Genomic DNA, 24,440 nt, shown 5'->3' with positions numbered 1-24,440 from the left:
CCAATCCGATTACCTCCTAATCAACATTAACCAAATATTTTTTCATTATTCTTACCGCTTTATCTGGGTCCTCTTCTGATAACAATCCCATTGCAGATAAAATATAAGTTTTATCCATTAAATATTTAGGGTGTTTAGGTTTTAGAGAAGTAGGATTAGTAGCATCAAAAGTTCCTGCCTTTAATATTTCCGCAGGGTGCTCACTATGAACTAATACTCCACCTGTTCCTATTAAATATTTATCTTCTAAAAGATCTTTACCCTCTTGCGAGTATATAACACCACACGGTGTGTACAAGGTTTCAAGTACACCAACATGTCTTTCTAAAGCTATTTCTGTTGCAGTTTTTGCCATAGCTTCATCGAATTTTATTTCTTCTTCCGTAGTAGGTACCATTCTTATGTTCTCTGATCTATATCTACAGTTTGCCTCCACATCTATTGTTTTATCATTTAAATATTTTTGTATCTTTCTTGTTGTAGCGGCTTCCCATAAAGCAACTGCAGAATATCTCATTCCCAGATCACCTTCAACAGTTCTTTTTGCAAAAGGTTCTTGAAGTCCTCTAAGTGTAACACCTGCTTTGGATGGTTCTCCATCTGCAAGTGAATGCACATCTGTAGTAGCTCCACCTATATCAACTACTACAAGATCACCTAAGCCTTCTTCTTTATCGCTTCCTTCACTTAAAACCCTCGCTGCTTTGAGTACCGCTGCTGGTGTTGGCATTAGTATTCCATTTATGAAGCCTTCTGCATTCTTCATGCCCTTAGCTTCCACTATTTTTTCCATAAATATTTTTCTAATTTCTTCCCTTGCCGGTTCCACATTTAATACATTAAGCTTTGGCATTACATTATCTGTCAACTTATAAAACAGGTTCGCATTTTTAAGTATCTTTTCAACAGTATCAACTGCTACTTTGTTGCCAGCCACTACTATAGGCTTCTTAATTCCACTTTCAGCAAGCATATTTGCATTATGAATTATACAATCCTTATTTCCTCCATCGGTACCACCTGCGAGAAGTATAATGTCTAAATTTGAATTTTTTATTTCTTCAATTTCTTTTGAAGTTAAATCATAACTATATACATTTAATACTCTTGCACCAGCACCTAGGGCTGCTCTTTTAGCTGCCTCGGCTGTAAGTTCTGGAACTAAGCCAATAGCAACCATTTTTAATCCACCTGCTGCAGAAGAACATGCTAATTTTTTTATAAAGTTAATTTCTTTACCTTCTAATTTTTCCTCTAACTTTTTATATGCATTATTAAATCCAACCATTATATCGTTTTCAATCGTAGTAATATCTTTAGCAGTAGCAAGTATCTCTTCATTTTCAATATCTACAGCAGTAAGTTTTGTATATGTACTGCCAAAATCTATAAGTAAATAACAATTCAATTCCATCACTCCTGTTTTCTCATACAGAGGTTCTTATTTTTACTTTAATCTTATATTTTTAAATCTGTCTTCAAATCTTTTATTGTTATCTCTGGAGATGTTCCTGGAGCATACACTCTATTAAATCCCATTTCTTCAAACTTTGGATAAACATCCTCCCATTTTTGCTTTCCAACAACTAAGTTTCCACCAACATACATTAGTATTCCTTTTAACCCTGCTTCATCACATTTTTCTCTTAATCCTCTGCAGTCTATCTCACCATGTCCATATAATGATGAAACTATTATTGCATCAGCATTAGTTTCTATAGCAGCATTTATAAAATCCTCCTGTGGAGAAAGAACTCCTATGTTAACTACATTGAATCCAGCCTGTGTGAATGAATGTTCCAATATTTTGTTTCCTACTGCATGACAGTCTGATCCAATTACGCCTATTACTAAAGTTTTCATTATGAAACCTCCCCAAATTTATTTATGATATTTTAATTCAATAATTTTTGATTTTAAGGCTTTTATTGAGTTATCATCAAGACTATAGATAAATCTTAATACTTCTTTATCCTCACCTATAATTTCTTTTACATCTTTATATCTACCAGGTGATACTATTATGACATCTGAGTTGTTTATTACTTTTTTTAGTTCATCTTTATCCAATGTATTTGTGTATTGTATATTAATATTTCCTAAACCAGCCTTTTCCAATGCCCCTCTAGCCTTAAACATAAATTCTTGTGACATACAAACAAATCCGAACTTAGTTTCCTCAGGATATCTTGCTATTTTAACTATTGTTTGTAAATCTACATTTATTGCTACTCCAATAACTTCTTTTTTAAATGGCTTAGTCAATCTAGCAACTTCATTAACGTGATTAAATGTAGCTATAATGACCTGACACTTTTCAATAATTTCTTTCTTCTCTTCATTTATATCCATTATATCCTTAAGAGTAAAAGGAATTACATTCATATTGGTGCTTTCTGTTAACTGCTTACTGAACATTCTTGATTGTTCAATATTGCACTCTACATATAATGCTGTCATTTTACTCATTATTTCTTTCTTTTCTTTAACTCTTAGAGATACTATCTCTAAGAATTCATCTACGTCCATTCCAGTTTCAATTGCCTCTTCAAGGCCTAAATCTACAAATTTTATTATCTTATCTTTTATATTTTGTGCCTTCCAAGGATTGGCTTCTTCAGCTACAAAAGTTCCTCTTCCTTGATAAGACTTTAGCACTCCTTCTTGTTCCAATTCATTATAGGCTGCACTTATAGTATTTCTGCTAACCTTTAAGTTCTCTGAAAGCTCTCTCTCTGTAGGCATCTTATTACCTACCTTTAAGGTACCCTTTTTTATTAAAGCCATTATTTGTTTTTTAACTTGCAAATACAGTGGTACTCCACTTTCTTTATTTACCTTAATATCTATAATAATCACCCCGAAGCTTCTATTGGATTAATGGATTAATCCATCCTTTAAATAAATGATATCATAATTAAAATTGGACATCAATAATCACTTTGAAAATTTCAATATTTAGAAAATTTTATACAATTTGAATTTATACTTATTTTTTATGTAATCATCATTTATAAATATTCATATTATATCGCTATATATTTCAAGGAATGATTTAAATAACTTTAAATTTTATACATTTATAACTGTATATTTATTAGTATTATTTTTACTATTCCTTAACTGCCATTGAATAATTACATGTTAAAAGCTGCAAGTTATATTTCACAACTGCAGCTTTTAGTCCTTTTTCTTTATATTTATTCATTATAGTAATTTTTTATGGAATTTTCTACAGATTCTACTATTTTATTCTGATATTCTTCAGATTTTAACTTTTGTTCTTCATTATAATTGGATAAAAATCCGCATTCAATTAATACACTTGGCATATTATCATTACATCTCAAGACTTTATATGAATCTAAAGCTGGTTTTTCTTTTCTATTATTATTTGGATCTAAATCTCTCTTCAAATTGCTCTGCAATATTCCAGCAAATCTTTCACTGTCTTTATTCCTTGAATACCAAACTTGAGCACCAGAATACTTGGATTCTGTGAACATGTTTAAGTGAATACTAACAAACATATCACATTCAGAATCATTTTTCATTTTACACCTGTTGTTTAAATCTTCAACCTTCTTTTTTCTTATCTTACCATCATCCGTATATAAACCTTTATCTTCTTCTCTAGTTAGTATTACATTATACCCATCATTTTTTAACTTATCTTTAAGTTTCAAACTTATCTTCAAGTTAATATCCTTTTCCATTACTCCACTTGGAGATACCGCTCCCCCATCTATACCTCCATGTCCAGGATCAACAAGGATAGTTATGTCCTTAGTTTGTTTTTTAGTTTTAGAATCATCAGTAGTCATTGTATATTTGGTATTTGCATAAAATATTGAGGCTAATCCTAAAAATATTATAAAAATAACTATTAGTAGCTTTGCATTTTTAAGCTGCAAATTTTCCCCCTCCTAAATATCACTTCATATATATTTTATGCTTAAGTATCACTTATTAATTTATATATAAATAAAAAAAGAGAGGAAATTTCCTCTCTTTGTTATCTCTTTGAGAATTGTGGAGCTCTTCTTGCCTTTTTAAGACCGTATTTCTTTCTTTCTTTCATTCTTGGATCTCTTGTTAAGAAACCTGCTTTTTTAAGCTCTGGTCTTAAATTTTCATCAGCTTTTAATAATGCTCTTGATATTCCATGTCTTATAGCTCCAGCCTGACCAGTATATCCACCTCCGTGAACATTTACTAATACGTCAAACTTATCTTTTGTTGCAGTTAAAACTAATGGTTGATTAACTATAACTCTTAACGTTTCTAGTCCAAAAAAGTTTTCTATATCTCTCTTATTTATTATTACTTTACCTTCTCCAGGTACAAGTCTTACTCTTGCGATTGATTTTTTTCTTCTTCCTGTTCCAAAATATTGAACTTTAGCCATTTTTTCTCCTCCTTCCAGCTTCCAATTAATATCTTAATTCTAATACTTCTGGTTTCTGAGCTTCATGATTGTGCTCAGCACCTCTGTATACTTTAAGTTTCTTAAGCATTTGTCTTCCTAATACTCCATTTGGAAGCATTCTTCTTACTGCTTCTTGGAATACAAATTCAGGCTTCTTTTGTATAGCTTCCCTATATGGAGTTTCTTTTAATCCACCTGGATATAATGAGTGGTGTCTTAACATTTTTTGATCTAATTTTTTTCCTGTTAAAAGAACTTTTTCAGCGTTAATTATTATAACGAAGTCTCCAGTATCAACGTTTGGTGTAAATATTGGCTTATTTTTTCCTCTTAATATTGTAGCTACTTGGCTTGCTACTCTTCCTAGTGGTTTTCCAGCAGCATCAACAACATACCATTTTCTTTCAATTTCTTGTGGTTTAGCTATGTATGATTTCATTTTTTTCCCTCCCTGAATTCTTATACATAAAATACGTTCTTCTATATAAAGATCCGGGGCTAGTGGATCTTTTATACTTTCGATACAAACATTTATATTATAATACAATCTGCCTGGCGTGTCAATGAATTTTACAAATACAATTATTATTATTATTTATTAACCATATTATTATAGACTCAGCATATAACCAATTTACTAGTAATATACTTCTTCTAAACACAGTCCCCTCGCCGGTACAGGCTTACCTGCTTTGGATCTATCTTTAGAATCTATTATTTGGACTATATATTCTGGGGTAAACCTGCCCACACCAACTTCTAAAAGTGTTCCAACAATGATTCTTACCATGTTATATAAAAATCCATCCCCAACTATACTAAATTCTATAGTTTTTTCTTTCTGTTTTATCTGTAAATCTTTTATTGTTCTTACAGATGTTTTTACTGAACTTCCAGTCTTTTTAAACGCGGAAAAATCATGAGTTCCTAAAAAGTATCTTGCTCCATCTTGCATTTTTTGTATATCTAATTTTCTATAAAAATAGTACACATAATTTCTACCTATAGCTGACCTTTCAGTACCGGTTACAATAGTATAAACATACTTTTTCCCTGTACTATGATACCTAGAATGAAATTCATTTTCCACATCTTCGGAATTGATAATAACAATATCTTCTGGTAAAAAGTTATTTAATGCCTTCTTAAAGCTTAATGATGGTATTTTGCTTTCTGTATAAAAATTGCATACAAAGCCTCTAGCATGCACTCCAGAATCTGTTCTGCTTGAACCTATAACTTCAGAAAAACTTCCTGTAACACATTTTATTGCTTCTTCAACTTTCTGTTGTATTGCAACCGCATTATTCTGTCTTTGCCATCCTGCATAATTTGTACCATCATATTCTATAATTAATTTTATATTTCTCAATAATTCCACATCCTGCTCCATATAGAAAGTAAAACTAATAATAGTATGAAAACAGCTGCAATAAAATCTTTATTAGTTAGCTTTAATTGTTTCATCCTAGTTCGTCCTTCTCCACCTCTATAGCATCTTGACTCCATTGCCATCGCCAACTCGTCAGCACGTCTAAAAGAACTAATGAAAAGGGGCACTAATATAGGAATTAAACTTTTTGCCCTTTGAACTAGATTTCCTGATTCAAAATCAGCTCCACGAGCTGTTTGTGCCTTCATAATTTTATCTGTTTCATCCATCAAGGTTGGAATAAATCTTAGTGCAATAGTCATCATCATTGCAAGTTCATGTGCAGGTACGCCTATCTTTTTCAATGGATTTAACAACTTTTCTATACCGTCAGTTAACTCAATCGGTGAAGTTGTTAAAGTAAGTAGGGAAGTTCCCACTATTAAGAACACAAGTCTTAGGACCATAAATGCAGCTAAAACTAATCCCTCTTTATAAACAACAATGAATCTCCATTTAAATAATGGTGGATTCGTTCCACTTGTCATTAAAATATTTATTAAAGCAGTTATTATCGCTAAAACAAGTATAGGTTTAAGTCCTTTATATATATACCTGAATTGAACCTTGGAGATAATTATAGAACTCAATGTAAAAGCTACTATAAATATATAGCCTCTAAAATTATTTACTATAAATAAGTCCACTATATATATTAAAGATATCAATATTTTGGCTCTCGGATCTAACTTGTGTACAAAAGATTCACCAGGTACATACTGTCCTATTGTAATATCTTTAATCATTTATTAGCTCCCCTAACATTTATTTAATATTCTAAGTATTTCATTTTTAGCTTGTTCAACAGTAAATATATCATCAGATATGTTAAAACCCTTTTCCCTTAATCGCTTAACTAAGTAAGTTACCTGAGGAACTGCAAGGCCAACGCTTTCCAATGTATCTATTTCCTTAAATACTTGAGATGGCTTACCATCTAATATACACTTACCTTTATTCATAACTAGTATTCTGTCAGCAAGCTTTGCTACATCCTCCATGCTATGAGAAACGAGTATTATGGTCATTTTATATGCCTTATGCAGATCTTTTATTTTACCTAAAATCTCATCTCTTCCTTTAGGATCAAGCCCAGCTGTTGGCTCATCTAATATTAAAATCTTAGGTTCCATAGCTACTACACCAGCTATAGCAACTCTTCTTTTCTGACCTCCGCTTAGCTCAAATGGTGACTTATCTTTATATTTATCATAATCCAGTCCTACCATATTCATGGCTCTTTTAACTCTTTTATTTATAGCATCATTACTCAGCCCTAAGTTCTTAGGTCCAAAAGCAATGTCTTTTTCTATAGTTTCCTCAAACAATTGATATTCAGGATATTGAAATACAAGTCCTACTTTTTTTCTTATAAAATTTAAGTTTACTTTTTTATCAGTAATATCAACATCATCTACTACTATCTGACCTGAATTTGGCTTCAATAAACCATTTATATGCTGTATAAGTGTAGATTTTCCTGAACCAGTATGACCAATTAAAGCAATAAACTCCCCAGAATTAATAGTAATATTAACATCATCAAGTGCCTTTTTTTCAAAAGGAGAACCTTTCATATATACATGAGTTAAGTTTTTTATTTTAATCGACATAATTCATCCACCATCTCATCTATAGTTAATATATCTTTTTTAATATCTAAGCCACTATTTCTCAGCTCATAGGATAACTCTGTCATTTGAGGCACATCAAGTCCTATATCCTTCATTTTTTTAACTTGACTAAAAATATCTTTCGGAGTGCCTTTCATTATAACCTTGCCCTCATCCATAACTATTATTCTGTCAGCTTTAACAGCTTCCTCCATATAGTGTGTAATGAGTACTATTGTTATTTTATATTTACTATTTATATCTTTTATTGTTCTTATTACTTCTTTTCTTCCTGAAGGATCAAGCATAGCAGTAGATTCATCAAAAATTATACACTCCGGCATCATAGCTAATACTCCAGCTATAGCTACTCTTTGCTTTTGACCTCCTGATAGTAAATGTGGTGCGTGTCTTCTGTAGTCATACATATTAACCTTTTTTAAGCAATCATCTACTCTCTTTTTTATTTCACCAGGTTCAATTCCTAAATTTTCTGGTCCAAAGGCAACATCCTCTTCTACAATAGTTGCAACAATTTGGTTATCTGGGTTCTGAAATACCATACCAGCCTTATTTCTAATATCCCAAACATTTTTTTCTAAAGATGTTTCAAGATCACCTACGTATACTTTACCTTCACTTGGAATTAATAGAGCATTCATGTGTTTTGCTATCGTTGATTTACCTGATCCATTTCTTCCTAAGATAACAAGAAACTCACCTTTTTTAACATCTAGTGTAACATCATTTAAAGCTAACTTATCTGAATCATTACCACTATTTTCATATCTAAAAGTAACATTCTCACATCTTATCATTTTTTCTTCCATAAAGAAACACCCCACAATTTTTGGCAGTAATAAAATAATATAGCAAAATAGGGATTAAGTTGGCCTACTTAATCCCCTTAATTTTATAATAAGTACTATACTAGTTCAAGTATTACTACTTCAGCTCCGTCGCCTCTTCTTGGACCTACTTTAAACATTCTTGTATATCCACCGTTTCTTTCAGCATATTTAGGAGCTACGTTGTCAAATAAATTCTTTACTACTTCCTCTTCAGTTACAAAAGAAAGCACCTGTCTTCTAGCATGAAGATCTCCTCTTTTAGCAAGAGTTATCATCTTTTCAGCTAAACTTCTAGTTTCCTTTGCTCTAGTTTCTGTCGTTTCAATTTTTCCATGCTTTAAGAAACTAGTAACAAGGTTCCTAAGCATTGCTTTTCTTTGGTCAGTTGGACGACCTAATTTACGATATCCTGCCATCTCTCCTATACCTCCTTACCTTCACTTATCTTCAAGTATGACTATATCACAACTACTTGATTATTCTTCGCTTTGTTTTAATGACAATCCTAAAGCAAGAAGTTTTTGTTCAACTTCTTCTAAGGATTTTTTACCTAAATTTCTAACCTTCATCATATCATCCATTGTTCTTTCGGTTAGTTCCTGAACTGTATTAATACCAGCTCTCTTTAAACAATTATAACTTCTAACTGAAAGATCAAGTTCTTCAATTGTCATTTCCAAAACTTTTTCTTTCTTATCTTCTTCTTTTTCTACCATTATTTCCACGTTATTTGCATGATCAGTTAAAGTCATAAATAGTTTAAAGTGTTCTATTAGAATCTTAGCAGACAAACTAATTGCCTCATCAGGCATTATAGTTCCATTAGTCCAGACTTCAAGAGATAACTTATCATAGTCAGTAATTTGACCAACTCTTGTATTTTCAACAATAAAGTTAACTCTCTTAATTGGAGTGTATATTGAATCTACAGGAATAGTTCCTATAGGCATATCCTCTGCCTTGTTCTTAGTTTGAGAAACATAACCTCTTCCTCTATTAACTAAGATTTCCATATACAACTTACCATCATCATCAAGCGTTGCTATATGTAAATCCTTATTAATTATTTCTATATCTCCATCAGTTCTTATGTCCCCTGCAGTGACTTCACCTGGTCCTTGCACATCTATATATACAGTTTTAGGACCGTCTCCGTTCATTTTCAAAGCTAAGCTCTTTATATTTAAAATTAATTCGCTAACATCTTCTTTAACTCCACGGACAGTTGAAAACTCATGAAGAACACCCTCTATTCTGATATGGTTGGCAGCTACTCCTGGCAATGAAGAAAGAAGAATTCTTCTTAATGCATTACCAAGAGTAGTACCATATCCTCTCTCTAGCGGTTCTACAACAAATTTACCATAGGTACCATCTTCGCTAACTTCAACACATTCTATCTTAGGCTTTTCTATCTCTAACATGAATATAACCCTCCTTTTATTTATATTAAAATGTATTTTGAGGGCAACTGATTCTATATTAATTACTTACTATATAACTCTACTATTAATGTTTCGTTAACAGGAATATCTATATCTTCTCTAGTTGGCTCTCTAAGAACTTTTCCTTGGAAATCTGCAGTAGTTCCTTCTAACCATGCTGGTAAAGTCTTTGGATTTTCAGCAAATACTTTAAACTTTTCTGATGCTCTGCTCTTTTCACGAACAGCTACAACATCTCCAGCTGATATTCTGTATGAAGCAATATCTACTTTTTTGCCATTAACTAAGAAATGTCCGTGTGTAACTAATTGTCTAGCTTCAGTTCTTGATGCTCCAAATCCTAGTCTATAAGCTACATTATCAAGTCTTAATTCAAGAAGTCTTAACAAGTTTTCACCTGTTATACCTCTCATTTTTTCAGCTCTTTCATATGTTGCTCTGAATTGACCTTCTAATAAACCGTACATCTTTTTAGCTTTTTGTTTTTCTCTTAATTGTAAACCGTAGTTAGATAGTTTCTTTCTACCCTGTCCGTGTTGTCCTGGTGCGTATCCTCTTCTTGAGAATGCACATTTATCTGTATAACATCTATCCCCTTTTAGGAATAGCTTTAAACCTTCTCTTCTGCATATTCTACATGCTGGTCCAGTATATCTTGCCATTAATTCTACACCTCCTATGCCTAGACTCTTCTTCTTTTTGGTGGTCTACATCCATTATGTGGTATTGGAGTAACATCTTTTATCAATGTAACTTCTAATCCAGCAGCTTGTAATGATCTTATTGCAGCTTCTCTACCTGCTCCTGGTCCTTTTACATAAACTTCTATACTCTTTAAACCATGTTCCATAGCTGTTTTTGCTGATGTTTCTGCAGCCATTTGCGCAGCAAATGGAGTACTTTTTCTTGAGCCTCTGAAACCTAATCCACCTGCACTAGCCCATGATAAAGTATTTCCTACTGCATCAGTGATTGTAACTATAGAATTGTTAAAAGTTGATTTTATATGTGCACAGCCATGCTCAACATTTTTTCTTTCTTTTTTTCTTCTTGTCTTCTTAACCTTTGATCCAGCTGCCATAGTTTTCCCTCCTTATACTATTTATTACTTCTTTTTCTTAGCGCCTACCATTTTCTTAGGGCCTTTTCTTGTTCTTGCATTTGTTTTAGTTTTTTGTCCTCTTACTGGAAGGCCTTTTCTATGTCTTATTCCTCTATAACAACCGATTTCTATTAATCTCTTTATGTTAAGAGCTATTTCTCTTCTTAAGTCACCTTCAACTTTAATGTTCTTGTTTATATAATCTCTTAATGCATTAACTTCTTCTTCAGTTAAATTCTTAACTCTAGTATCTGAATTAACTCCAGTTTCGCTAAGAATTTTCTGAGCAGTAGGTAATCCTATACCATATATATAAGTTAAACCTATCTCAACTCTTTTTTCTTTTGGTAGATCTACACCTGATATTCTTGCCATTAATGTTTACACCTCCTAAATATCTAATTGGTAAGCATTTTATACGCTTATTTTTAATTTAGTTTTGTTATTTTATATAAAGTTTTAGTTTGATAGAATAATCAATATATCCTATCATCAGCCGCAATCTAAAACATTATTAACTTAAATTAATATAACTCAATTCATATTAGCCTTGTTTTTGCTTATGTTTAGGATTTTCACAGATAACCATTACTCTTCCTTTTCTTTTTATTATCTTGCATTTTTCACAAATAGGCTTAACTGATGGTCTCACTTTCATAGCTAACCCTCCTTAATTACTTTGCTCTCCAGGTTATTCTTCCACGAGTTAAATCGTAAGGAGAAAGTTCCACTGTAACTTTATCACCTGGTAAAATTCTTATAAAATTCATTCTTAATTTACCTGATATATGTGCTAATATCTTATGTCCGCTTTCCAATTCTACTTCAAACATTGCATTAGGTAATGCCTCAAGAACAGTACCCTGCATTTCTATAACATCATCTTTTGACATAAGGCAATCGAACCTCCTTATCATTGTCATAGGACTGCAAAATTTTTCTTATAATTGCATTGTCAATTTTCTCACCTGACATTAATAAGTCTCTTATTTCTTCCGCAATTATATTAGTAAACTCTAAGTGTTTTATTTTCTTTCTCTTAGGTTTTTCTACAGGCCTTAGGCTGCCATTACAAATATAAACATACTTATCATCGAGCACGTCTATTACTACAAAAACCTTACCTTCATCTCTTCCTGCTTTAGAATAAACTATTTTTCCTACACAGTCATTATTATTTAACAATATATTCACCTCTGTTAAGCTAAGGTTAGTATTTCTGGGCCATTTTCTAGGATAGCAACAGTGTTTTCATAATGTGCTGACAAACTTTTATCTACCGTTACAACAGTCCAATTATTAGACTGTGTCTCAACATAATACTTTCCTATATTCACCATAGGTTCTATTGCTAAAACCATACCTTTTGTCAACTTAGGACCTCTCCCTGGTCTACCATAGTTAGGAACCTCCGGGTCTTCATGCATATCTTTTCCTATGCCGTGACCTACATAGTCTCTAACTACTGAATAGCCAAAGCTTTCAACATATTTCTGAATTTCAGCTGATATATCTGTCAACCTGTTTCCAATAATAGCCTTTTCAATTCCTTTAAAAAAGCTTTGTTTGGTTACTTCAATTAGCTTTAAAGCCTTCTCTGAAGTAGAACCAACTGGAAAGGTTCTTGCTGCATCTCCTTGATATCCATTTAGTATAGCTCCACAATCAACGCTTATAATATCACCTTCTTGTAAAACTACACTTTTTGACGGAATACCATGAACTACTTCATTGTTAACAGAAGTACATATTGAACCTGGAAATCCACAGTAACCTTTAAAAGATGGCTTTGCATTTTGCTTTAAAATATATTCCTCTGCAATTATATCCAATTTCTCAGTACTTATTCCAGGTCTTACTGCCTCTTCAAGTTTCAGTAGGGTATCGGCAACAACTTTACCTGCGAGCCTCATATACTCAATTTCAATATCTGTTTTAATTATTATCATCTACTTAACCGCTCCTAGAACATCGCAAACTTTTTTAAATACAGTATTGATTTCTTCTGTTCCATTTACAGTTTCGAGTATATTTTGTTCCTTATAGTACTGAATAAGTGGTTGAGTCTGTCTATCGTAGACATCTAGTCTTTCTTTAACAGTTTCCTCAGTATCATCTTTTCTTTGTACTAAAGAACTCCCACAGATATCACACTTACCTTCAGCTTTCGGAGGATTGAACTTTATATGATAACTTGCACCACATGCAGAACAAACTCTTCTACCTGTCATTCGTTCCAAAATAAATTCTTTTGGTACATCTATTAGTAAAGCTGTGTCAATTTTTTTATCATTGCTACTTAAAAATAAGTCTAGTGCCTCAGCCTGATTTACTGTTCTTGGAAAGCCATCCAACAAAAAACCATTTTTACAATCTTCCATACTTAATCTATCGTTAACTATACCTATAGTAACTTCATCCGGTACTAACTGTCCGTCATCCATATATCTCTTAGCCTCTATTCCAAGAGGAGTTTTTTCTGATATATTTTTTCTAAAAATATCTCCCGTGGATATATGAGGTATAGAATATTTTTCAGTAATTAATTTAGCCTGCGTTCCTTTTCCAGCTCCCGGAGGACCTAATAAAATAATATTCAAAACGAATCATCTCCAAATGTAATTTTTATTTTAAAAATCCTTGATAATGGCGCATTACTAACTGCGATTCTATTTGCCTTAGAGTATCAAGTGCAACACCTACCATAATCAGTAAACCAGTACCGCCAAAATATATTCCTTTAAAATTGGAATATGATTCTGCTATAATAGGAGTTATTGCTATTACTCCAGCAAAAGCACCACCAAGTATAGCAACTCGCATAAGAACTTTTTCTATATAATTAGCTGTTGGTTCACCTGGTCTTATTCCTGGTATGAATCCTGAAGATTTATGCATATTTTCAGCCATTTCATCTGGCTTAAATGTAACTTCAGTATAGAACCATGTAAAGAAAATTGTTAATACAAAATAAGTTAGTGCATATTGCCAGCTATTTTGTTTAAACAAGCTAAACTTACTCGTAGATATAAAATTGTAAAAAGCAGAATTTGGCCAAAACTGACCTATGGTTAGTGGAAACTGCATTACAGATATAGCAAAAATTATACCAATAACTGCTGAGCCATTCATATTAATAGGAATATGAGTTGACTGACCTTTATATACTTTTCCACCAACTGTTTTTCCTGCATATTGTACAGGAATTCTTCTTTCTCCTAGATTCATTATTACAACTGCCACGAATAAAGCTAAACCTGCTACCGCAAATACTATAAGTTCTATAAAGTTAACTGTTTCAGCTTGTTGAAGTCCTATAAGCTGATATAGTGTCGTTGGAAATCTTGAAATAATATTAACAAATATTAAAAGCGATATTCCATTTCCGACTCCATGCTCTGTTATCTTATCACCAAACCACATTAAAAAAGTTGATGCTGTAGTTAATGTAAGTATTATCAAGAATATGTTTAATTTATTTGAAGGATCTTGAAGTGCACCTGCTCTAGTAATTATTGCGTATGTACTAAACGCTTGAATAATCCCTAAAGGTACGGCAGCATATCTTGTATACTGCTGTATCTTCTTTCTTCCATCTTCACCTTCTTTAGAAAGTTGCTCCAATCTTGGAACTGCAATTGTTAACAACTGCATAATAATAGAAGAATTTATGAAGGGAACTACTCCCATAGCAAAAATACTAAATTTGCTAAATGCACCACCAGATATTAGGTCATAAAATCCAAATAATGATCCGCTTTTTGTTAAATTAGTAAGTTTTAATGTATCAATTCCTGGAACAGGAATAGTATTTCCCAACCTAAAAATTGCCACCATAAACAATGTAAACAATAATTTTTTTCTTAACTCAGGAACCTTCCAAGCATTACGTAAAGTTGATAGCATTTATATCACCTCAACTTTTCCTCCAGCTGCTTCTATTTTCTCTACCGCAGCCTTTGTGAATTTTGCTGCCTTAACTATTAGTTTTTTCTGTAACTCACCATTGCCAAGTACTTTAACTCCATCCTTAGCTTTTTTTACTATTCCTTTTTCTAGTAAAAATTCAGGTGTAATTTCAGTTCCATCTTCAAATATATTTAATCTTTCAACGTTTATTTCAGCATATTGCTTAGCAAATATATTTGTAAAACCTCTCTTAGGAAGTCTTCTGTATAATGGCATCTGACCACCTTCGAATCCTAGTCTTACTCCACCGCCACTTCTAGCTTTTTGTCCTTTTTCACCTTTTCCAGCGTTTCTTCCTAAACCAGATCCAGTACCTCTTCCAACTCTTTTTGGTGCTTTTCTTGCGCCTTCAGCTGGTCTTAATTCATGAAGTTTCATATCTACTTACACCTCCTCTATGCTATACTTCTTCTACCTTTAAAAGATAGCTAACTTTATTTATCATACCTCTGATTTGAGGAGTATCCTCATGTTCTACAGTCTTATTGATCTTTTTAAGGCCAAGCGCATTTACAGTCGCTATTTGGTCTTTTCTTCTTCCAATTAAACTTCTATTCAAAGTTATTTTTAGTTTAGCCAAGGTCGTTCCCCCCTAACCTAAAATCTCTTCAACGGATTTACCTCTAAGCTTAGCTATGTGTTCTACTGTTCTTAAGCTTGATAAACCATTGATAGTAGCATTAACCATATTTCTTGGATTGTTAGAACCTAATGATTTTGCTCTAACATCCTTTAAACCTGCAAGTTCAAGTACCGCTCTAGCAGGACCTCCTGCTATAACTCCTGTACCTTCTGCAGCTGTCATAATAAGTACTCTTCCAGTACCAAATTCTCCAACAATGTCATGTGGTACTGTAGTACCAACTATAGCAACTTCAACTAAGTTCTTCTTTGCATCTTCTATTGCTTTTCTAATTGCCTCAGGTATTTCTATAGACTTTCCAGTTCCTACGCCTACGTGGCCGTTTTCATCTCCAACAACTACAAGTGCGCTAAATCTGAAGTTTCTACCACCTTTAACAACCTTAGCAACTCTATTTATAAATACAACTTTTTCTTTAAGATTTAAAGTGCTAGGATCTATTCTCATTTATTTCCCTCCTTCTTTAGAATTGTAAACCAGCCTCTCTTGCGCCTTCTGCAAGATTTTGTATTCTTCCGTGGTATACGTATCCGCCTCTATCAAAAACTACTTCTTTTATGCCTTTTTCGATAGCTTTTTTAGCTACTAGTTCACCAACTGCTTTTGCTGCTTCTTTATTGCTTCCGATACCATTAAAATCTTTATCTAAACTTGAAGCAGAAACTAAAGTTACTCCGTTTATATCATCTATAATTTGAGCATATATGTTCTTTTCGCTTCTATATACTGCAAGTCTAGGTCTTTCAGTAGTTCCAGAAATCTTTTTACGAACTCTTAGATGACGTCTTACTCTAGCCTTTTTTCTGTCTTCCTTATTAAACATAAGATTCACTCCTTTCTACTATTTCTTACCAGTTTTACCTTCCTTACGTCTTATAACTTCGTTATCGTACTTAATTCCTTTTCCTTTGTAAGGTTCAGGCTTTCTCCAACCTCTTACCTCTGCTGCAACGGCTCCAACTACTTCTTTATTGATGCCTCTAACTACAACTTTTGTAGCAGCAGGTGTTTCGAATGTTACACCTTCAACTGGCTCTATCTCAACTGGATGAGAATATCCAAGATTCATAACTAATTTTTTACCTTGTAACTGAGCTCTATAACCTACACCAACTAATTCCAAAGTTTTTGCAAATCCTTCAGTCACTCCGATAATCATGTTATTTATTAATGCTCTTGTTAATCCATGAAGAGCTCTTACGTTCTTTAAATCGTTGTCTCTTGAAACTACTACAGAGTTATTTTCAACAGCTATAGTAACTTCCGTGCTCATAGCTCTTACAAGTTGGCCTTTTGGTCCTTTTACTGTAACAACGTTGTCTGGTGTTACAGTAACAGTTGCGCCACTTGGTATAGCTATTGGAAGCTTTCCTATTCTTGACATGATTACACCTCCTGTATTACTTAACCTAACAACAAATATCTTTGTTGTTTTTCCTATGTTTCTATTTATATAAAACGTCACTGATTATGTCTTTTATATATTAAAGTTTTATTATTTATCTATATTAAAACTACCAAATGTAGCAAAGAACTTCTCCGCCTACTCCAAGATTTCTTGCATCTTTATCTGTTATGATGCCTCTTGAAGTTGATAGTATAGCAACTCCTAGCCCATTTAATACTTTAGGAATTTCTTCTTTTCTACAATAAACTCTTAATCCTGGTTTTGATATTCTCTTTAAACCAGTTATAACTCTTTCTTTACTTTGACCATACTTCATTGATAATCTTAACATACTAACAGAGCCATCAGTATATTCCTCTACATCTTTTATATATCCTTCTTGAAGCATTATATTTAGGACAGCCTTCTTTATGTTTGAAGAAGGTACTTCCACTATTTCATGTCTAACTATATTAGCATTTCTTATACGAGTAAGTAAGTCTGCGATAGGATCAGTCATTACCATTTATTGTGCCTCCTTTCATCAATTACTACGATTACCAGCTTGCTTTTCTACATCCAGGTATTTCACCTTTATAAGCAAGTTCTCTAAAACAAATACGGCATATTCCGTATTTTTTTAATACAGAGTGTGGTCTTCCACATATTCTGCATCTTGTATAAGCTCTAGTTGAATATTTTGGTTCTTTCATCCACTTTTCTATTAAAGCTTTACGTGCCACGTTTTTCCCTCCTTATTTTTGAGCAAATGGCATTCCAAGGAATCTTAATAATTCTCTTGCTTCTTCGTCTGTTTGTGCAGTTGTAACGAAGATTATATCCATACCTCTAACTTTGTCGATCTTATCATATTCTATTTCAGGGAAGATCAATTGCTCTTTTATTCCTAATGAATAGTTTCCTCTTCCATCAAATGCTTTATCTGAAACTCCTGAAAAGTCTCTAACTCTTGGTAAAGCAACATTCATTAATTTGTCAGCAAATTCGTACATATTTTGCTTTCTTAATGTAACTTTACATCCTATTGGCATATTTTCTCTTATTTTAAAGTTAGCTATAGACTTTTTAGCTCTAGTTAAAACTGGCTTTTGTCCTGTAATGATTGTTAGATCGCCTACTGCAGCTTCCAATGTTTTTGGATTATCTTTAGCTTCTCCAACACCCATATTTATAACTATTTTATCAAGTTTTGGCACTTGCATTATATTAGCGTATCCAAACTTTTGCATTAAAGCTGGTACAACTTCTTTTTCATACTTTTCTTGTAATCTTAAGCTCATCTTTAGCCCTCCTTTCAAAGATTAGAATGTTTCTCCGCACTTTTTACAAACTCTTACTTTAGTTCCATCCTCTAAAACTTTAGAGCTTATTCTTGTTACTGATTTGCATTTATCGCAATATAACATTACTTTTGAACTATATATAGGACCTTCTTTATGAATTATTCCGCCCTGCATATTAGCTTTATTCGGCTTTTGATGTTTTGTTACTACATTAATGCCTTTAACAACTATTTTTCCAGTCTTTGGCATTACTGATAGAACTTCTCCTACCTTACCCTTATCTTTTCCAGATATAACCATGACCGTGTCTTTTTTTCTAACATGTATTTTGTTTATTGCCATCTCTAGACACCTCCTTATCTTATAGAACTTCAGGCGCTAATGATAATATTTTTGTAAAATCCTTATCTCTTAGCTCTCTTGCTACTGGTCCGAAGATACGAGTTCCTCTTGGTTGCTTATCATCCTTTATTATAACAGCAGCATTCTCATCAAATCTTATATATGAACCGTCTGCTCTTCTTAATCCTTTTACTGTTCTCACAACAACGGCCTTAATAACATCACCTTTTTTAACAACACCGCCTGGTGTTGCACTTTTAACGCTAGCAACTATTATATCACCAATGTTTCCATATTTTCTTTTGGAACCACCTAATACTCTTATGCACATAATTTCCTTTGCACCGGAATTATCTGCAACTTTTAATAATGTCTGTTGCTGAATCATTGAAAATACCCTCCTTTCAGCTTTTTGGCCTATTTAGCCTTTTCAACTATTTCAACAAGTCTCCATCTCTTGTCTTTTGACAATGGTCTTGTTTCCATTATTAGAACTCTATCGTTAGCTTTTGCTTCATTATTCTCATCATGAGCTTTAAATTTAGTAGTTCTGTTAACTGTTTTTCCGTATAAAGGATGACGAACCTTAGTTTCTACAGCAACTACTATTGTTTTATCCATTTTATCAGAAACGACTCTTCCTATTCTTGTCTTTCTATTTCCTCTTTCCACAGGACGAACCTCCTTTCAGCCTACTGTTCAAACGCCCTTAGTTCTTCTTCTCTAAGGATGGTCTTAATTTGGGCTATAGATTTTTTAACTTCTCTTATTCTCATTGGGTTTTCCAACTGGCCTGTAGCTAATTGAAATCTTAAGTTAAATAATTCTCCCTTAAGATCGTTTAATTTAGCATGTAAATCCTGAGGGCCGTTTTGTTTTAATTCTCTTAATTCATTAGCCTTCATTGATTTCACCACCCACTTCTTCAAAATCTCTTCTTGTAACAAATTTAGTCTTTACAGGTAGTTTATGTGCTGCAAGTCTCATTGCTTCTCTTGCTACTGTTTCGCTAACTCCTGATAACTCGAATAATATTCTACCGGGCTTAATAACCGATACCCAATATTCTGGTGATCCTTTACCGGAACCCATACGTGTTTCAGCTGGTTTTTCAGTTACTGGCTTATCTGGGAAAATCTTTATCCAAAGTTTTCCTCCTCTTTTAATGTATCTATTAATAGCTATTCTGGCAGACTCTATTTGATTACTTGTAATCCATCCGCATTCAGTGGCCTGTATAGCAAAATCTCCGTATGCTATAAAATTACCTCTTGTAGCCTTACCCTTCATTCTACCACGCTGTACCTTACGATGTTTAACTCTTTTAGGCATTAACATGTCATATTCCTCCTTCCCTATGCGTTAGCTTCTTCCTTCTTTTCAACTACTTTCTTAGTTGGAAGAACTTCTCCTTTGTAAACCCAAACTTTTACACCAATTTTTCCATAAGTCGTATCTGCTTCTGCAAATCCGTAATCTATATCAGCTCTTAGTGTTTGTAGTGGAATAGTTCCTTCATGATATGATTCAGTTCTAGCTATTTCAGCACCGCCAAGTCTTCCAGCGCAAGCTGTTTTAACACCTTTAACACCGTTTTTCATTGCTCTTTGGATTGTTTGCTTCATTGCTCTTCTGAATGAAATTCTCTTTTCTAATTGTTGAGCTACATTTTCAGCCATAAGTTGAGCATCAGCTTCTGCTGATTTTATTTCAACTATGTTTATTAAAACATTTTTATCTCCAACCATTTTTAAAATTTCTGCTTTTAAAGCATCTATTCCTTGACCGCCTTTTCCTATTATCATACCAGGTTTAGCAGTTGATATATTTAACTTAACTCTTTTTGCCGCTCTTTCAATTTGAATTCTTGAAACTCCAGCTGCAGCAGTTTTAGCTTTTACAAATTCTCTGATTTTGTTATCTTCAACTAGATTATCTGCAAAATTTTTGTTATCTGCATACCATTTAGCATCCCAATCTTTAATTACGCCTACTCTTAGGCCATGTGGATGTACTTTCTGTCCCATCAGTTTCCCTCCTTTTTATGCTCTTTCTTTAACCACTAAAGTTACATGGCTAGTTCTTTTCTTTATCCTAAACGCTCTACCTTGTGCATGTGGTCTAAATCTCTTTAGTGTTGGTCCTTGGCAAGCATATGCCTCTGCAACATAAAGATTACTTTTATCTAAATTTAAGTTATTTTCTGCATTTGCTACAGCTGACTTTAAAACTTTATTTACCACCTCAGCTGCATCCTTTGGAGTATATTGTAATATAGCAAAAGCTTCGTTTACATTTTTTCCCCTTACTAAATCAAGAACGATACCTATTTTTCTTGAGGACATTCTTACATATTTTGCTATAGCCTTAGCTTCCATTGTATGTTACCTCCTTTCTGGATTATCTAGAACCAGTTGATTTTTCATTTTTCGCTACGTGACCTCTATATGTTCTAGTAAGAACAAATTCACCTAATTTGTGTCCTACCATATCTTCTGATATATATACAGGTACATGTTTTCTTCCGTCATGTACTGCTATTGTATGACCTATCATTTGTGGAAATATAGTTGAACTTCTTGACCAAGTCTTTATAACTTTCTTTTCGCCATTCTTATTCATTTCATTTATTTTGTTTAAAAGCCCTTCATGAACAAAAGGTCCTTTTTTAACTGATCTACTCACTTGATTGGCCTCCCTTCATACGATCTAAATGAATAGTTAGTGAAGAGAATATAAAATTCTCTTCATACTATTTGCTATTTCTTCTCTTAACAATAAATCTATCCGAATATTTCTTATGTTTTCTAGTTTTATATCCAAGTGCTGGTTTTCCCCATGGAGTCATTGGACTTGCGTGTCCGATTGGTGATCTACCTTCTCCACCACCGTGAGGATGGTCATTAGGATTCATTACTGAACCTCTAACTGTAGGTCTAATACCCATATGTCTCTTTCTTCCAGCCTTACCTATGTTTACAATTTCGTGTGTTAAGTTTGAAACTGTTCCTATAGTTGCTCTACATTCGATTCTTACATATCTCATTTCGCCACTTGGAAGTCTTAATGTAGCGTATCCGCCTTCTTTAGCCATAAGCTGAGCTGATGTTCCAGCTGATCTTACAAGCTGACCTCCTTTACCTGCTTGTAATTCTATATTGTGAATTACTGTACCAACAGGTATGTTCTTCATTGGAAGACAGTTACCAACTTTTATGTCAGCATCTGCTCCTGACACTATAGCATCTCCAACTTTTAATCCAACTGGAGCCAATACGTATCTTTTTTCACCATCAGCATAAACTACAAGAGCTATGTAAGCTGATCTATTAGGATCATATTCTACTGTAGCCACTTTTGCTGGTATTCCATCTTTGCTTCTCTTGAAATCTATTAGTCTATATTTTTGCTTAGCACCGCCACCTATATGACGAACTGTTATTTTACCTTGTGCATTTCTACCACCAGTTCTTTTCTTTGATACAAGAAGCGATTTTTCAGGCACATTTGTAGTTATTTCTTCAAAAGTGTTTACTGTCATCTGTCTTCTTGAAGGGGTAGTAGGGTTAAAACCTTTAACTGCCATTCGGTATTCCCTCCTTTTTTTAGCTTATCTGGTACTCAACCAATAACTGCTCTTCTAGATTACATTCCTTCAAAGAATTCTATTGTCTTGCTATCTTCTGTTAGCTTAATAATAGCTTTTTTGTAATCTGCTCTTTTTCCCACATGTACGCCCACTCTTTTAGTTTTTCCTAAGTATTTTGCAGTTTTAACATCTTCTACTTTTACTCCGAATACGTCTTCTACTGCTCTCTTTATCATAGATTTGTTAGCGTGTATATCAACTATGAAGGTATATTTTTTATCTCCCATAGAAGCCATGCTCTTTTCTGTTATAACTGGTCTTCTAATGATATCATAATTAGTTAACTTCATTATGCATACACCTCCTCAATCTTTGATACAGCATCCTTAGTTATAACGAGTTTTTCATACTTTAATAAATCATACACATTTAAATTGTTAACTGGTAATACTGCTACGCCTTCAATGTTTCTTGCTGATTTATATACATTTTCATTTGAATCAGCAGTAACTATTAATGTCTTTTTAGCTTCAAGTGCGTTTAACATTTTTACCATGTCTTTAGTTTTTGGAGCATCTAATTCAAGACTTTCCAAAACAACCATTTGATTATCATTAACCTTGCTAGTAAGAGCTGATTTCATAGCAACTCTTCTCATTGACTTTGGCACAGAAACTCTATAATCTCTAGGTTTTACTGCAAAAACCATACCACCATGAATCCATTGTGGTGCTCTTGTAGATCCTTGTCTTGCTCTACCAGTTCCCTTTTGTCTCCAAGGCTTTATTCCACCTCCAGAAACCTCAGCTCTAGTTTTAGCTGATTGCGTTCCTTGTCTTTTATTAGCAAGTAATGCAACCACTACTTGATGTAAAGCATATTGGTTAACTTCAACTCCGAATATGCTATCTGTTAGTTGAAAATCTCCAACTTTTTGACCTTCTTTATTAAATAATCCTACTGTAGGCATTCTGCATCCTCCTTTCTACCCAAACTTAAGCCTTAACTGTATTTCTTATTACTACAAAGCCCTTATTAGGTCCTGGTACTCCGCCTTTTATTAGTATAATATTCTTTTCAGGCATAACCTTTGCAACTTGTAGATTTAATACTGTTGTATTCACATTACCCATGTGTCCTGGTAATTTTTTATTTTTAAATGTTCTTGATGGATCTGATGAAGCTCCCATAGAACCTGGCGCTCTATGAAACTTGGAACCGTGGCTCATAGGTCCTCTATGTGCATTCCATCTCTTAATTGTACCTTGGAATCCCTTACCTTTCGATATTCCCGATACATCTATTCTTTCTCCAGCTGCAAATAAATCAGCCTTTATTTCTTGACCAACTTCATATCCACTTATATCTTCTAATCTTAACTCTTTCACAAATCTCTTTAAAGCAACACCTGCTTTTGCAAAGTGGCCTTTTTCTGGTTTGTTAACAAGCTTTTCTCTTATATCAGCGAATCCTACTTGAATAGCTTCGTAACCATCCTTTTCTGTAGTTTTCTTTTGAACAACTACACATGGACCAGCTTCAACTACTGTTACTGGAATTATTTTTCCATCTTCTCCGAATATTTGAGTCATACCAAGTTTTTTACCTAGTATAGCTTTTTTCATTATCTACACCTCCTCAACGTATTAGCGGATCGCTCTGCGATCATAATAGTTAGTAATAGCTATCTATTACAATTATAGTTTTATTTCTATATCTACACCTGCTGGCAAGTCTAACCTCATTAGAGCATCAACCGTCTTTGGTGATGGACTTATTATATCTATAAGTCTTTTATGAGTTCTTATTTCGAACTGCTCTCTTGAGTCCTTATACTTATGTGGAGCTCTAAGAATTGTTACAACATCTTTTTCAGTTGGTAGTGGAACTGGTCCTGCCACCTTTGCTCCTGTTGACTTAGCAGTTTCTACGATTTTCTCAGCTGATTGATCTAATATGTTGTGATCAAAGGCTTTTAATCTTATTCTTATTTTTTGTTTTGCCATTATTTTTTCCCTCCTTTTCATGCACGCTCTACTTCATACGCACAACAGCGGATGCATTCTGTAAACTGTTCCGGGTGTTGCATGTTTTAAAAATACAAAACGCCGAAACACAGAACCACCGTCGCCTGGTTCAAGACCTCGGCATACTCAGTCAAGAATTACCCGGAAGCCCGGCAACCTCTTGCCTCATCGCTGTTATCACATTACAACTTCTTAATTATACAATATATTATTTTATTTGACAAGTATAAATTAAAATTTATTTTTATTAAAAAAGGAAAGAGCGTCCTCTTTCCTTTTTACAATTAAAGGCCTTTAATTTTTAAGT

42 protein-coding genes are annotated in these 24,440 nt (G+C 33.4%); all 42 read right to left on the bottom strand.

Annotation, left to right across the window (positions count from 1 at the left end; genetic code table 11):
• Window positions 1–16: 16 nt before the first annotated feature.
• Entirely contained in the window at window positions 17–1,408 is a 1,392-nt protein-coding gene (gene glmL / locus I6U48_RS17390; RefSeq protein WP_218321734.1) for a methylaspartate mutase accessory protein GlmL, read from the bottom strand.
• Window positions 1,409–1,458: 50 nt separating this feature from the next.
• Window positions 1,459–1,863: a methylaspartate mutase subunit S gene (gene glmS / locus I6U48_RS17385; protein WP_218321733.1), complete on the bottom strand. Its 405-nt coding sequence runs from the start codon at window positions 1,861–1,863 to the stop codon at window positions 1,459–1,461.
• Between the two features lie 18 nt (window positions 1,864–1,881).
• Window positions 1,882–2,859, bottom strand: coding sequence for a GntR family transcriptional regulator (locus I6U48_RS17380; protein ID WP_218321732.1), 978 nt, complete (start codon window positions 2,857–2,859; stop codon window positions 1,882–1,884).
• A gap of 341 nt (window positions 2,860–3,200) precedes the next feature.
• Window positions 3,201–3,914: an N-acetylmuramoyl-L-alanine amidase CwlD gene (gene cwlD, locus I6U48_RS17375; protein ID WP_218321731.1), complete on the bottom strand. Its 714-nt coding sequence runs from the start codon at window positions 3,912–3,914 to the stop codon at window positions 3,201–3,203.
• Between the two features lie 101 nt (window positions 3,915–4,015).
• Window positions 4,016–4,408, bottom strand: a complete 393-nt coding sequence (rpsI, locus tag I6U48_RS17370; RefSeq protein WP_218321730.1) for a 30S ribosomal protein S9 — start codon at window positions 4,406–4,408, stop codon at window positions 4,016–4,018.
• 25 nt (window positions 4,409–4,433) lie between these two features.
• Window positions 4,434–4,868 (bottom strand): 50S ribosomal protein L13, encoded by a 435-nt coding sequence (rplM, locus tag I6U48_RS17365; RefSeq protein WP_218321729.1) that lies wholly within the window; start codon window positions 4,866–4,868, stop codon window positions 4,434–4,436.
• Between the two features lie 198 nt (window positions 4,869–5,066).
• Window positions 5,067–5,801 carry a tRNA pseudouridine(38-40) synthase TruA gene (gene truA / locus I6U48_RS17360; RefSeq protein WP_218321728.1) on the bottom strand — a complete coding sequence of 245 codons (735 nt, stop codon included), beginning with the start codon at window positions 5,799–5,801 and terminating at the stop codon, window positions 5,067–5,069.
• A complete protein-coding gene (locus I6U48_RS17355; protein ID WP_218321727.1) occupies window positions 5,798–6,607 on the bottom strand; it encodes an energy-coupling factor transporter transmembrane component T family protein in 810 nt (269 codons plus the stop codon). Before I6U48_RS17355 ends, truA begins: the two co-directional genes overlap by 4 nt.
• Before the next feature lie 12 nt (window positions 6,608–6,619).
• On the bottom strand, window positions 6,620–7,474 hold the full coding sequence (locus I6U48_RS17350) for an energy-coupling factor transporter ATPase (protein ID WP_218321726.1): 855 nt from the start codon (window positions 7,472–7,474) through the stop codon (window positions 6,620–6,622).
• Window positions 7,459–8,304, bottom strand: a complete 846-nt coding sequence (locus I6U48_RS17345) for an energy-coupling factor transporter ATPase (RefSeq protein ID WP_218321725.1) — start codon at window positions 8,302–8,304, stop codon at window positions 7,459–7,461. The genes I6U48_RS17350 and I6U48_RS17345 overlap by 16 nt, the downstream gene beginning before the upstream one ends.
• 95 nt (window positions 8,305–8,399) lie before the next feature.
• Window positions 8,400–8,741, bottom strand: a complete 342-nt coding sequence (gene rplQ / locus I6U48_RS17340) for a 50S ribosomal protein L17 (protein ID WP_218321724.1) — start codon at window positions 8,739–8,741, stop codon at window positions 8,400–8,402.
• A gap of 60 nt (window positions 8,742–8,801) precedes the next feature.
• Window positions 8,802–9,749 (bottom strand): DNA-directed RNA polymerase subunit alpha, encoded by a 948-nt coding sequence (locus tag I6U48_RS17335; RefSeq protein ID WP_218321723.1) that lies wholly within the window; start codon window positions 9,747–9,749, stop codon window positions 8,802–8,804.
• A 62-nt stretch (window positions 9,750–9,811) separates the two neighbouring features.
• Window positions 9,812–10,432 (bottom strand): 30S ribosomal protein S4, encoded by a 621-nt coding sequence (gene rpsD, locus I6U48_RS17330; RefSeq protein WP_218321722.1) that lies wholly within the window; start codon window positions 10,430–10,432, stop codon window positions 9,812–9,814.
• A gap of 20 nt (window positions 10,433–10,452) precedes the next feature.
• The gene (gene rpsK, locus I6U48_RS17325) at window positions 10,453–10,851 is read right to left on the bottom strand and encodes a 30S ribosomal protein S11 (protein WP_218321721.1); all 399 of its coding nucleotides are present in this window, start codon (window positions 10,849–10,851) and stop codon (window positions 10,453–10,455) included.
• A gap of 24 nt (window positions 10,852–10,875) precedes the next feature.
• Complete coding sequence (rpsM, locus tag I6U48_RS17320; RefSeq protein WP_218321720.1) at window positions 10,876–11,247, bottom strand: 30S ribosomal protein S13; 372 nt, start codon at window positions 11,245–11,247, stop codon at window positions 10,876–10,878.
• A 169-nt stretch (window positions 11,248–11,416) separates the two neighbouring features.
• Window positions 11,417–11,530: a 50S ribosomal protein L36 gene (rpmJ, locus tag I6U48_RS17315; protein WP_025434559.1), complete on the bottom strand. Its 114-nt coding sequence runs from the start codon at window positions 11,528–11,530 to the stop codon at window positions 11,417–11,419.
• 16 nt (window positions 11,531–11,546) lie between these two features.
• Complete coding sequence (gene infA, locus I6U48_RS17310) at window positions 11,547–11,765, bottom strand: translation initiation factor IF-1 (protein ID WP_011988826.1); 219 nt, start codon at window positions 11,763–11,765, stop codon at window positions 11,547–11,549.
• A complete protein-coding gene (locus I6U48_RS17305; RefSeq protein ID WP_246615416.1) occupies window positions 11,752–12,057 on the bottom strand; it encodes a KOW domain-containing RNA-binding protein in 306 nt (101 codons plus the stop codon). The genes infA and I6U48_RS17305 overlap by 14 nt, the downstream gene beginning before the upstream one ends.
• Window positions 12,058–12,071: 14 nt before the next feature.
• Window positions 12,072–12,821 (bottom strand): type I methionyl aminopeptidase, encoded by a 750-nt coding sequence (gene map, locus I6U48_RS17300; RefSeq protein WP_218321719.1) that lies wholly within the window; start codon window positions 12,819–12,821, stop codon window positions 12,072–12,074.
• Entirely contained in the window at window positions 12,822–13,472 is a 651-nt protein-coding gene (locus I6U48_RS17295; protein WP_218321718.1) for an adenylate kinase, read from the bottom strand.
• Window positions 13,473–13,497: 25 nt separating this feature from the next.
• A complete protein-coding gene (gene secY, locus I6U48_RS17290) occupies window positions 13,498–14,778 on the bottom strand; it encodes a preprotein translocase subunit SecY (RefSeq protein ID WP_218321717.1) in 1,281 nt (426 codons plus the stop codon).
• Window positions 14,779–15,219 carry a 50S ribosomal protein L15 gene (gene rplO, locus I6U48_RS17285; RefSeq protein ID WP_218321716.1) on the bottom strand — a complete coding sequence of 147 codons (441 nt, stop codon included), beginning with the start codon at window positions 15,217–15,219 and terminating at the stop codon, window positions 14,779–14,781. It lies immediately after the preceding gene.
• A gap of 22 nt (window positions 15,220–15,241) precedes the next feature.
• Window positions 15,242–15,421 (bottom strand): 50S ribosomal protein L30, encoded by a 180-nt coding sequence (gene rpmD, locus I6U48_RS17280; RefSeq protein ID WP_218321715.1) that lies wholly within the window; start codon window positions 15,419–15,421, stop codon window positions 15,242–15,244.
• 12 nt (window positions 15,422–15,433) lie between these two features.
• Window positions 15,434–15,931, bottom strand: coding sequence for a 30S ribosomal protein S5 (gene rpsE / locus I6U48_RS17275; protein ID WP_218321714.1), 498 nt, complete (start codon window positions 15,929–15,931; stop codon window positions 15,434–15,436).
• 16 nt (window positions 15,932–15,947) lie between these two features.
• Window positions 15,948–16,307, bottom strand: a complete 360-nt coding sequence (gene rplR / locus I6U48_RS17270; protein WP_218321713.1) for a 50S ribosomal protein L18 — start codon at window positions 16,305–16,307, stop codon at window positions 15,948–15,950.
• An 18-nt stretch (window positions 16,308–16,325) separates the two neighbouring features.
• Window positions 16,326–16,868 (bottom strand): 50S ribosomal protein L6, encoded by a 543-nt coding sequence (gene rplF / locus I6U48_RS17265; RefSeq protein ID WP_218321712.1) that lies wholly within the window; start codon window positions 16,866–16,868, stop codon window positions 16,326–16,328.
• Between the two features lie 130 nt (window positions 16,869–16,998).
• On the bottom strand, window positions 16,999–17,397 hold the full coding sequence (gene rpsH, locus I6U48_RS17260) for a 30S ribosomal protein S8 (protein WP_218321711.1): 399 nt from the start codon (window positions 17,395–17,397) through the stop codon (window positions 16,999–17,001).
• 31 nt (window positions 17,398–17,428) lie between these two features.
• Window positions 17,429–17,614: a type Z 30S ribosomal protein S14 gene (locus I6U48_RS17255; RefSeq protein ID WP_218321710.1), complete on the bottom strand. Its 186-nt coding sequence runs from the start codon at window positions 17,612–17,614 to the stop codon at window positions 17,429–17,431.
• A gap of 12 nt (window positions 17,615–17,626) precedes the next feature.
• Window positions 17,627–18,172, bottom strand: coding sequence for a 50S ribosomal protein L5 (gene rplE, locus I6U48_RS17250; protein WP_218321709.1), 546 nt, complete (start codon window positions 18,170–18,172; stop codon window positions 17,627–17,629).
• 21 nt (window positions 18,173–18,193) lie between these two features.
• A complete protein-coding gene (gene rplX / locus I6U48_RS17245; RefSeq protein ID WP_218321735.1) occupies window positions 18,194–18,511 on the bottom strand; it encodes a 50S ribosomal protein L24 in 318 nt (105 codons plus the stop codon).
• Between the two features lie 25 nt (window positions 18,512–18,536).
• A complete protein-coding gene (gene rplN, locus I6U48_RS17240; RefSeq protein ID WP_218321708.1) occupies window positions 18,537–18,905 on the bottom strand; it encodes a 50S ribosomal protein L14 in 369 nt (122 codons plus the stop codon).
• A gap of 29 nt (window positions 18,906–18,934) precedes the next feature.
• Window positions 18,935–19,189 carry a 30S ribosomal protein S17 gene (gene rpsQ / locus I6U48_RS17235; RefSeq protein WP_211143637.1) on the bottom strand — a complete coding sequence of 85 codons (255 nt, stop codon included), beginning with the start codon at window positions 19,187–19,189 and terminating at the stop codon, window positions 18,935–18,937.
• A 20-nt stretch (window positions 19,190–19,209) separates the two neighbouring features.
• Window positions 19,210–19,422: a 50S ribosomal protein L29 gene (rpmC, locus tag I6U48_RS17230; protein ID WP_218321707.1), complete on the bottom strand. Its 213-nt coding sequence runs from the start codon at window positions 19,420–19,422 to the stop codon at window positions 19,210–19,212.
• Complete coding sequence (gene rplP, locus I6U48_RS17225) at window positions 19,412–19,855, bottom strand: 50S ribosomal protein L16 (protein WP_218321706.1); 444 nt, start codon at window positions 19,853–19,855, stop codon at window positions 19,412–19,414. The genes rpmC and rplP overlap by 11 nt, the downstream gene beginning before the upstream one ends.
• A gap of 17 nt (window positions 19,856–19,872) precedes the next feature.
• On the bottom strand, window positions 19,873–20,544 hold the full coding sequence (rpsC, locus tag I6U48_RS17220; RefSeq protein WP_218321705.1) for a 30S ribosomal protein S3: 672 nt from the start codon (window positions 20,542–20,544) through the stop codon (window positions 19,873–19,875).
• A 15-nt stretch (window positions 20,545–20,559) separates the two neighbouring features.
• Entirely contained in the window at window positions 20,560–20,895 is a 336-nt protein-coding gene (gene rplV / locus I6U48_RS17215) for a 50S ribosomal protein L22 (protein ID WP_218321704.1), read from the bottom strand.
• A 22-nt stretch (window positions 20,896–20,917) separates the two neighbouring features.
• A complete protein-coding gene (gene rpsS, locus I6U48_RS17210; RefSeq protein ID WP_218321703.1) occupies window positions 20,918–21,202 on the bottom strand; it encodes a 30S ribosomal protein S19 in 285 nt (94 codons plus the stop codon).
• Window positions 21,203–21,269: 67 nt separating this feature from the next.
• On the bottom strand, window positions 21,270–22,103 hold the full coding sequence (gene rplB, locus I6U48_RS17205) for a 50S ribosomal protein L2 (protein WP_218321702.1): 834 nt from the start codon (window positions 22,101–22,103) through the stop codon (window positions 21,270–21,272).
• Window positions 22,104–22,162: 59 nt separating this feature from the next.
• Entirely contained in the window at window positions 22,163–22,456 is a 294-nt protein-coding gene (gene rplW / locus I6U48_RS17200; RefSeq protein WP_218321701.1) for a 50S ribosomal protein L23, read from the bottom strand.
• Complete coding sequence (rplD, locus tag I6U48_RS17195) at window positions 22,456–23,076, bottom strand: 50S ribosomal protein L4 (protein WP_218321700.1); 621 nt, start codon at window positions 23,074–23,076, stop codon at window positions 22,456–22,458. Before rplD ends, rplW begins: the two co-directional genes overlap by 1 nt.
• A 25-nt stretch (window positions 23,077–23,101) precedes the next feature.
• Window positions 23,102–23,731: a 50S ribosomal protein L3 gene (rplC, locus tag I6U48_RS17190; RefSeq protein WP_218321699.1), complete on the bottom strand. Its 630-nt coding sequence runs from the start codon at window positions 23,729–23,731 to the stop codon at window positions 23,102–23,104.
• Between the two features lie 72 nt (window positions 23,732–23,803).
• On the bottom strand, window positions 23,804–24,112 hold the full coding sequence (rpsJ, locus tag I6U48_RS17185; protein ID WP_211143644.1) for a 30S ribosomal protein S10: 309 nt from the start codon (window positions 24,110–24,112) through the stop codon (window positions 23,804–23,806).
• Window positions 24,113–24,440: the final 328 nt, after the last annotated feature.

It is taken from the genome of Clostridium thailandense, assembly GCF_019207025.1.
Lineage (GTDB): Bacteria > Bacillota > Clostridia > Clostridiales > Clostridiaceae > Clostridium_AM > Clostridium_AM thailandense.
This window is presented reverse-complemented; position numbering and strand designations above follow the sequence as displayed.

What these genes read in the sequence shown, in the direction of transcription:
- rplB (WP_218321702.1), bottom strand. Translation starts at nt 22,103, where the DNA reads ATGGCAGTTAAAGGTTTTAACCCTACTACCCCTTCAAGAAGACAGATG.
- I6U48_RS17355 (WP_218321727.1), bottom strand. Translation starts at nt 6,607, where the DNA reads ATGATTAAAGATATTACAATAGGACAGTATGTACCTGGTGAATCTTTT.
- rpsH (WP_218321711.1), bottom strand. Translation starts at nt 17,397, where the DNA reads ATGGTAATGACTGATCCTATCGCAGACTTACTTACTCGTATAAGAAAT.
- rpmJ (WP_025434559.1), bottom strand. Translation starts at nt 11,530, where the DNA reads ATGAAAGTGAGACCATCAGTTAAGCCTATTTGTGAAAAATGCAAGATA.
- rplQ (WP_218321724.1), bottom strand. Translation starts at nt 8,741, where the DNA reads ATGGCAGGATATCGTAAATTAGGTCGTCCAACTGACCAAAGAAAAGCA.
- rplV (WP_218321704.1), bottom strand. Translation starts at nt 20,895, where the DNA reads ATGGAAGCTAAGGCTATAGCAAAATATGTAAGAATGTCCTCAAGAAAA.
- rpsK (WP_218321721.1), bottom strand. Translation starts at nt 10,851, where the DNA reads ATGGCAGCTGGATCAAAGGTTAAGAAGACAAGAAGAAAAAAAGAAAGA.
- rpsE (WP_218321714.1), bottom strand. Translation starts at nt 15,931, where the DNA reads ATGAGAATAGATCCTAGCACTTTAAATCTTAAAGAAAAAGTTGTATTT.
- map (WP_218321719.1), bottom strand. Translation starts at nt 12,821, where the DNA reads ATGATAATAATTAAAACAGATATTGAAATTGAGTATATGAGGCTCGCA.
- rplC (WP_218321699.1), bottom strand. Translation starts at nt 23,731, where the DNA reads ATGAAAAAAGCTATACTAGGTAAAAAACTTGGTATGACTCAAATATTC.
- rplN (WP_218321708.1), bottom strand. Translation starts at nt 18,905, where the DNA reads ATGATTCAGCAACAGACATTATTAAAAGTTGCAGATAATTCCGGTGCA.
- rplR (WP_218321713.1), bottom strand. Translation starts at nt 16,307, where the DNA reads ATGTTTAATAAGGAAGACAGAAAAAAGGCTAGAGTAAGACGTCATCTA.
- rplP (WP_218321706.1), bottom strand. Translation starts at nt 19,855, where the DNA reads ATGTTAATGCCTAAAAGAGTTAAACATCGTAAGGTACAGCGTGGTAGA.
- rpsM (WP_218321720.1), bottom strand. Translation starts at nt 11,247, where the DNA reads ATGGCAAGAATATCAGGTGTAGATCTACCAAAAGAAAAAAGAGTTGAG.
- rplD (WP_218321700.1), bottom strand. Translation starts at nt 23,076, where the DNA reads ATGCCTACAGTAGGATTATTTAATAAAGAAGGTCAAAAAGTTGGAGAT.
- secY (WP_218321717.1), bottom strand. Translation starts at nt 14,778, where the DNA reads ATGCTATCAACTTTACGTAATGCTTGGAAGGTTCCTGAGTTAAGAAAA.
- rplM (WP_218321729.1), bottom strand. Translation starts at nt 4,868, where the DNA reads ATGAAATCATACATAGCTAAACCACAAGAAATTGAAAGAAAATGGTAT.
- rplW (WP_218321701.1), bottom strand. Translation starts at nt 22,456, where the DNA reads ATGAAGTTAACTAATTATGATATCATTAGAAGACCAGTTATAACAGAA.
- I6U48_RS17350 (WP_218321726.1), bottom strand. Translation starts at nt 7,474, where the DNA reads ATGTCGATTAAAATAAAAAACTTAACTCATGTATATATGAAAGGTTCT.
- rplO (WP_218321716.1), bottom strand. Translation starts at nt 15,219, where the DNA reads ATGAAACTTCATGAATTAAGACCAGCTGAAGGCGCAAGAAAAGCACCA.
- rplE (WP_218321709.1), bottom strand. Translation starts at nt 18,172, where the DNA reads ATGAGCTTAAGATTACAAGAAAAGTATGAAAAAGAAGTTGTACCAGCT.
- rpsD (WP_218321722.1), bottom strand. Translation starts at nt 10,432, where the DNA reads ATGGCAAGATATACTGGACCAGCATGTAGAATATGCAGAAGAGAAGGT.
- rpsI (WP_218321730.1), bottom strand. Translation starts at nt 4,408, where the DNA reads ATGGCTAAAGTTCAATATTTTGGAACAGGAAGAAGAAAAAAATCAATC.
- I6U48_RS17345 (WP_218321725.1), bottom strand. Translation starts at nt 8,304, where the DNA reads ATGGAAGAAAAAATGATAAGATGTGAGAATGTTACTTTTAGATATGAA.
- infA (WP_011988826.1), bottom strand. Translation starts at nt 11,765, where the DNA reads ATGTCAAAAGATGATGTTATAGAAATGCAGGGTACTGTTCTTGAGGCA.
- I6U48_RS17335 (WP_218321723.1), bottom strand. Translation starts at nt 9,749, where the DNA reads ATGTTAGAGATAGAAAAGCCTAAGATAGAATGTGTTGAAGTTAGCGAA.
- rpsJ (WP_211143644.1), bottom strand. Translation starts at nt 24,112, where the DNA reads ATGGCAAAACAAAAAATAAGAATAAGATTAAAAGCCTTTGATCACAAC.
- rpmC (WP_218321707.1), bottom strand. Translation starts at nt 19,422, where the DNA reads ATGAAGGCTAATGAATTAAGAGAATTAAAACAAAACGGCCCTCAGGAT.
- rpsC (WP_218321705.1), bottom strand. Translation starts at nt 20,544, where the DNA reads ATGGGACAGAAAGTACATCCACATGGCCTAAGAGTAGGCGTAATTAAA.
- rplF (WP_218321712.1), bottom strand. Translation starts at nt 16,868, where the DNA reads ATGTCAAGAATAGGAAAGCTTCCAATAGCTATACCAAGTGGCGCAACT.
- glmS (WP_218321733.1), bottom strand. Translation starts at nt 1,863, where the DNA reads ATGAAAACTTTAGTAATAGGCGTAATTGGATCAGACTGTCATGCAGTA.